Source organism: Methylophaga sp. UBA4204 (assembly GCF_002379485.1).
Lineage (GTDB): Bacteria > Pseudomonadota > Gammaproteobacteria > Nitrosococcales > Methylophagaceae > Methylophaga.
This window is the reverse complement of the sequence record NZ_DFTU01000029.1, coordinates 28627-30222: the sequence shown is the minus strand read 5'-3', so window position 1 is coordinate 30222 and position 1596 is coordinate 28627. Positions and strand designations below refer to the sequence as shown.

At 48.2% G+C, this 1596-nt stretch carries 1 protein-coding gene; it reads left to right on the top strand.

Annotated features, from left to right (window positions below; translation table 11 throughout):
* Window positions 1-341 precede the first annotated feature (341 nt).
* Window positions 342-1596: methyl-accepting chemotaxis protein (locus B3182_RS03535; RefSeq protein ID WP_292751576.1), on the top strand; the 1255-nt coding region annotated here is incomplete at its 3' end.

Below are 1596 nucleotides of genomic sequence, written 5' to 3'. Positions count from 1 at the left end.
CCTTGTAGGACGAAAAAATAGCCTCCAGCAGTGGTGGAGATGAAAGATCAACAAGCCCTAACTGTTACATATATTTCTGTTATCAGGATTGCGCGGCCGAAAAAAATCTGGCAAAGTCTGCGCGGTCTTGTCATCACGACAAGCACCTCAGGCCTATTCCAAGCCTTATAGCCAATCAGCTTAATTGGGATGTTATCACCGGACAGGGGTAAAGTCGGAATGTGTTGCCATCGTGGGTAATATTCCGGCTGTTCAGTGAATACGATTATTGTAGCTTGAATTTTCAACCTGCAAATTTAATGGTATGCCGGCAACACCGGTCCCTGACAACGGAGATAAAAATGCAGCTTTCCATTCAACAGCGTTTTAGTATTTGGGCCGGACTAAGTCTATTGACTGTGGTGGTGGTAACAGCACTGATCAGTGTTTGGCAATTCGGTTCGATAAAACAGACGCTTTCTGAGCAGGGCCGTGATGTCAGCCAGCAACAGGCACAGCAATATTTACAGATATTAGCTCAGGACACAGCGGCGCAGTTGCGCATTCCTCTGGAAAGAGCATTACATACAGCCCAGGCTAATGCCGCGGTGATGCAGGCTGTTGTCGCCGATTCATCCATTACAGACAAGCGCGGTCTTGCCGTCAGAACGCTGGAACAGACTTTGACACTAAATGATGATTTCCTGGGTGCTTACGTGGCATTTGAACCAAATACTGTGGACGGCAGTGATTTCATTCAGCGTAACAGCTTAGGCAGTGATGCCCGTGGGCGTTTCCTGCCCTATGTGGTGCGTTCCGATAAAAACAGCTTTGTGGTGGAAAATCTGGAAGGGTTGGAAGATGCTACGCCGGATGAAAATGGCGTAAGAGCAGGTGAATACTATCTTTGTTCCAAAGATCGGAAAAGCAGTTGTGTCATTGACCCTTACCTTTATCCAATTGACGGTGAGCAAGTGCTATTGACCAGTCTGGTTGCTCCGATAATGCGTGATGGTCGGTTTATTGGCATAAGTGGTATTGATATCTCTGCTGCTTTTTTGCAATCGGTTATCAAGGATGTCGCGGCAGAGCTTTATAAGGGAATGGGGCAGACCTTATTGATCAGTCCACGGGGTGTCATAGTTGGACACAGTCAGCAACCTGAGCTGATTGGTCAGAATCTCAATGCGTTGGATAATGACCTCAGAGAAGCATTACGCAGTGTCAGCGAGGAAGGCCAAAGCCGGATTTTGCAGCAACAGCAACAATTTATCGTGCTTAGCCCATTCAACCTGCCAGGAAGTGATCAGGGCTGGGTAACCTATCTGGCGGTTCCAGAAGCCGAGGTACTGGCAGCCGTAGCCAAACAGGAGCAATTTCTTCATCGTGCTCAAACCACCTTTGTGACCACCACCAGTCTGCTGGGTTTGCTTTTAGCCATTATTGGTGTCGGTGTGGTCTGGCTGGTGGCGCGTAGCAGTATCAAGCCATTGTCAGAAATGACTACACTGGTAGCTTCTATCGCTGAGGGCGAGGGCGATCTGACGCAGCAGCTTGATATCAAACGCCAGGATGAGACGGGTAAATTATCCGGTTTTCTGAACACCTTTATTGGCA